Raw genomic sequence first — 3,707 nt, 5'->3', positions numbered from 1 at the left:
AGCCTGCATTGACCAACCCGGTCTCAGGGACAAGAGCTCCACACAGGATGGAAGGGGTAATGGCTTTCACTGCACACAGACTGAGATGGTTGAAAGAGGAGATCAGGGTTCTCTCTTCCAGTTGGTAACGTCTTACCATCTCCAGGGTCTTCTCCTCAATCTCAGGATAGTATATGACACTGCTTTTGATCTCAATGTTGGTAACCAAATTTGTGGTTGCCACCCAAGTGCAGTACTCCTCAAAGGTGGGGATGGTCATGAATGTGTTTGCAAGCGGGCTCTTTGCAGCTGCATTACACGTTTTCAGTTCTTCCAGTGTATAGTCACAAACGCGTCCAGTATGGTCTGTGGTTCTATCAAGGGTTTCATCATGGATTACCACCAACTCACCGTCCTTGGTCAGCTGGACATCGAGCTCAATGCCGTCACTGCCTGCTTCCCAGGCTTTCTGGAAAGCGAGCATGGTGTTTTCTGGATAGCATCCACTATACCCTCGGTGGGCGTAAATCTTCACAATAGGTACCTCCAATAGTAATCAGGCAACCCCATAGAGCAAGTTAGGCACGATGAGGGTTAAAATGGGAATATATGTTACAAGCAACAATGAAATCAGCAGTGCAACAATGAAAGGAATGACCTCCTTCACGAAATCCTGCAAACTACATCGGGTGATGCTGCAGCAGGTAAACATCATTGAACCGAATGGAGGTGTGAGTCCTCCGATCATGATGTTCACAATGCAGATCAAACCAAAATGGATGACATCAATACCGAGCTGGGTCACCACCGGCACGAGCAAGGGAGCGAGAATGATCATTGCAGCTCCTCCCTCAAGGAACATTCCCATTACGAGGAAGAGCACATTGATGATCATCAACATCAGGTATTTGTTCTGGGTAATGGTAAGCAGTCCACTGGCCATTGCCTGAGGGATGCGCTCCCAGTTCAGGTAGTAACCAAAGACAGAGGCAGAGACAATGATCAGAACTACACCACTGGTTCCAAAGATGGTTTCCCTTAGCACGGGGATGATGTGTTCCTTTCCCAGTTCCTTGTAGATGAACTTTCCTACGATGATGCAGTAGAGCACCGCCACTGCTCCTGCTTCGGAAGGGGTAAACATGCCGATTCGAAGCCCTGCAATGATACCGAAAGGGAAGAGTAGGGCCCATATGGAATCGCGAAGCTGATGAACAACTTCCCTTGTCCCGGCTTTCTTCTCTCGTACAGGCTGGTAACCACGACGCTTTGAGATGATGGAGACAGTCACCATCAAACTGATGGTCATGATCAGGCCAGGAACATATCCTGCAGCAAACATCCGTCCGACCGATGCATTGGCGATCAAGGCATAGATGATCAGGTTGATCCCTGGGGGAATGACCGGAGTGACGGCAGAAGATGCAGCGGTAATCGCTGTAGAGAATGCTCTGTCGTACCCTCTTTTTTCCATCTCAGGAACCAGCATCTTGCTCTGCATCGCTGCATCAGCATTGGCTGAACCGGATACACCTCCCATAAGCAGGCTCAACAGTACATTGACCTGCGCCATGCCTCCTGCCATATGGCCGGTGAGTACATCAGCGAACTGCATCAATTTCTTGCTGATACCAGCATAGTTCATGATCGATCCAGCCATTACAAAGAATGGGATGGCTAGAAGCGGGAAGGATTGGGTGCTGGTGACAAACTTCTGGAGGATCAAGTCAACAGGGCTGCTGGTATCGATTACTGCAAAGTAGAAGAGTGAGGACCCAAACAGTGCATAGGCGATGGGAATGCTTGAGAAGTACAGGATGAATACCAGAATGATGGGAAGGTAGGCAATCATGTGGTACCTCCTTGTGCAGGCTGTTTAATATCCTTGACCAGGAAATAGATTGAATAGATGGTTGTCAGAGCAAAGCTGACAAGAATCGATGAACTAATGTATGCAGTCGAAATTCCCAATACCGGTGTGGGTTTCTTATAGGAGAGTGAGAGATAAATGACTGCAATATAGGTTATATATCCGTTGATCAGCAGTAGGACAAGATCAACGATGATGGTGATTGTTTTCTTTGTTTTTGGGGGGCAAAGATTGACCAGCATATCGACCCCTACGTGGGCTCGATGCTTGTATCCTGCGGCAGCGCCTATGAAGACCGACCAGACAAAGCAGGCGGTCGCAACTTCCTCTGACCAGTAAATACCAGTTTTCAGAAAGTAGCGCGTGAAGACGTTGAGCATGACCAAAACAGTGGTGACAATTATGGCAGCACTGGCGATGATGAGCTCAAGGTTGGATAGCACTTTCTTTACGGCTTGGTGCATTGATCACGTTCTCCTTGAAAATAAAGTACAGGTCGAAGACGACCAGTGTTTTGTAGCATACACCGACAATCCTCGACCTGTATAGGACAGATACACTTACTTGGGCATCTTGGCCAACTCGTCCTGCAGAATCTGATAGATGCCAGGAGTGACACCCTTCATGTTCTCATAGACGCTGGTAACAGTGGCGGCAAATGCAGCAGAGTCAACTTCGTTGAACTTGTTGCCTTGAGCCTCCAGTTTAGCTTTTGTGGCCTCATAGTTGTTGGAGATCTCACCAATCATGTGCTTTGCGCCAGCGGTGAACTCTTCCTCGATAATGGTCTGATACTCTTCAGGAATTGCATTGAAGACATCAACATTGATGTATACACCACAGGTTCCGAGGAAGTGCTGGGTAAGAGCCATGTTCTTGGCAACTTCAGCACTACCGTTGGATCCATACGCATCCATGGTACCTTCCAGTCCGTCAACAACACCCTGCTGTACTGCGCTCAGGGTTTCGCTGAACCCGAGAGGGGTAGCGGTTGCACCCATTGCATTGATGGTATCGATGAACAACTGGCTTCCAGGAGTCCTGATTTTCATTCCCTGGAGATCAGCAGGGGTGGTGATGACCTTGTTGGTCTTCATATTCCTGAAACCAAAGATGTAATCCAGAGCGAGAACCTTGATTCTGTGCTCTTCTTCCAGTTCTTTCAGCATGCCTTTCACCAAATCGGTCTGGATCATGTACTCATACTCGTCAAAACTCTTGTAGAGCATTGGTCCAACCAAGGCGTTGAAATCGGGAACATAGTCACCAAGGTAGGATGGATCCTCAACACTGATGAAGTCTGCACCACGGGCAACCTGCTCAACTCCGTCCTTGTAGACAGCCAGCTGGCTCTGTGGGTAGTGCTGTATCTCAATTGCACCATTGGTGCGGTCGCTGATATTCTTAACAACGATGTCAAGGGATTTTGTCAGCTGTTCATTGGGTGCGAATACGTGGCTCATTTTCAGTACGAGCTTATAATCGTCCCCACTTGCTGCTTCCGCGCTTCCTTGGGCCATGACCGGCATTACTGCCAGAGCCAGAACCAATAGGGTAAATAGAACTTTTTTCATTCTTTCCTCCTGAATGCATTTTGAGTTTAAAGATTAAGCAGAATTAAGCTTAATTTCTACAACTCTTTTTTCTTTAGCATACGGGATGAATTTCCAAATGTCAAAACAGTTTTTATGAAAAAAGTATGAATAGCGAATCAATGGTACTTTTGGATACAATTATTGGGCAAAATTATAAAAATAATGTTTAATATTGCTGAATATATTACATATGTATATCTTTACAAGATACATTTTTCTTGTATGAATCTGTACAATCTTGATGATTTGACCGTTCCTTCCTC

The 3,707-nt window shown here is 46.7% G+C and carries 4 protein-coding genes; all 4 read right to left on the bottom strand.

What is annotated here, in order from left to right; all coding sequences use genetic code 11:
* Window positions 1-514 (bottom strand): glycerophosphodiester phosphodiesterase family protein (locus tag JF818_RS03365; protein ID WP_198890572.1); only part of this gene is annotated, 514 nt, incomplete at its 3' end.
* A 21-nt stretch (window positions 515-535) separates the two neighbouring features.
* The gene (locus JF818_RS03360) at window positions 536-1,831 is read right to left on the bottom strand and encodes a TRAP transporter large permease (protein WP_198890571.1); all 1,296 of its coding nucleotides are present in this window, start codon (window positions 1,829-1,831) and stop codon (window positions 536-538) included.
* A complete protein-coding gene (locus JF818_RS03355) occupies window positions 1,828-2,313 on the bottom strand; it encodes a TRAP transporter small permease (RefSeq protein WP_198890570.1) in 486 nt (161 codons plus the stop codon). Before JF818_RS03355 ends, JF818_RS03360 begins: the two co-directional genes overlap by 4 nt.
* A gap of 96 nt (window positions 2,314-2,409) precedes the next feature.
* Complete coding sequence (locus JF818_RS03350) at window positions 2,410-3,423, bottom strand: C4-dicarboxylate TRAP transporter substrate-binding protein (RefSeq protein ID WP_198890569.1); 1,014 nt, start codon at window positions 3,421-3,423, stop codon at window positions 2,410-2,412.
* Window positions 3,424-3,707 lie beyond the last annotated feature (284 nt).

The organism is Sphaerochaeta sp. S2 (assembly GCF_016406725.1).
Lineage (GTDB): Bacteria > Spirochaetota > Spirochaetia > Sphaerochaetales > Sphaerochaetaceae > Sphaerochaeta.
The sequence above is the reverse complement of the archived record's forward strand: the minus strand, read 5'-3'. Positions and strand labels throughout refer to the sequence as shown.

Excerpts from the sequence above, each read along its gene's own strand:
- JF818_RS03360 (WP_198890571.1), bottom strand. The coding sequence starts at position 1,831 with ATGATTGCCTACCTTCCCATCATTCTGGTATTCATCCTGTACTTCTCA.
- JF818_RS03355 (WP_198890570.1), bottom strand. The coding sequence starts at position 2,313 with ATGCACCAAGCCGTAAAGAAAGTGCTATCCAACCTTGAGCTCATCATC.
- JF818_RS03350 (WP_198890569.1), bottom strand. The coding sequence starts at position 3,423 with ATGAAAAAAGTTCTATTTACCCTATTGGTTCTGGCTCTGGCAGTAATG.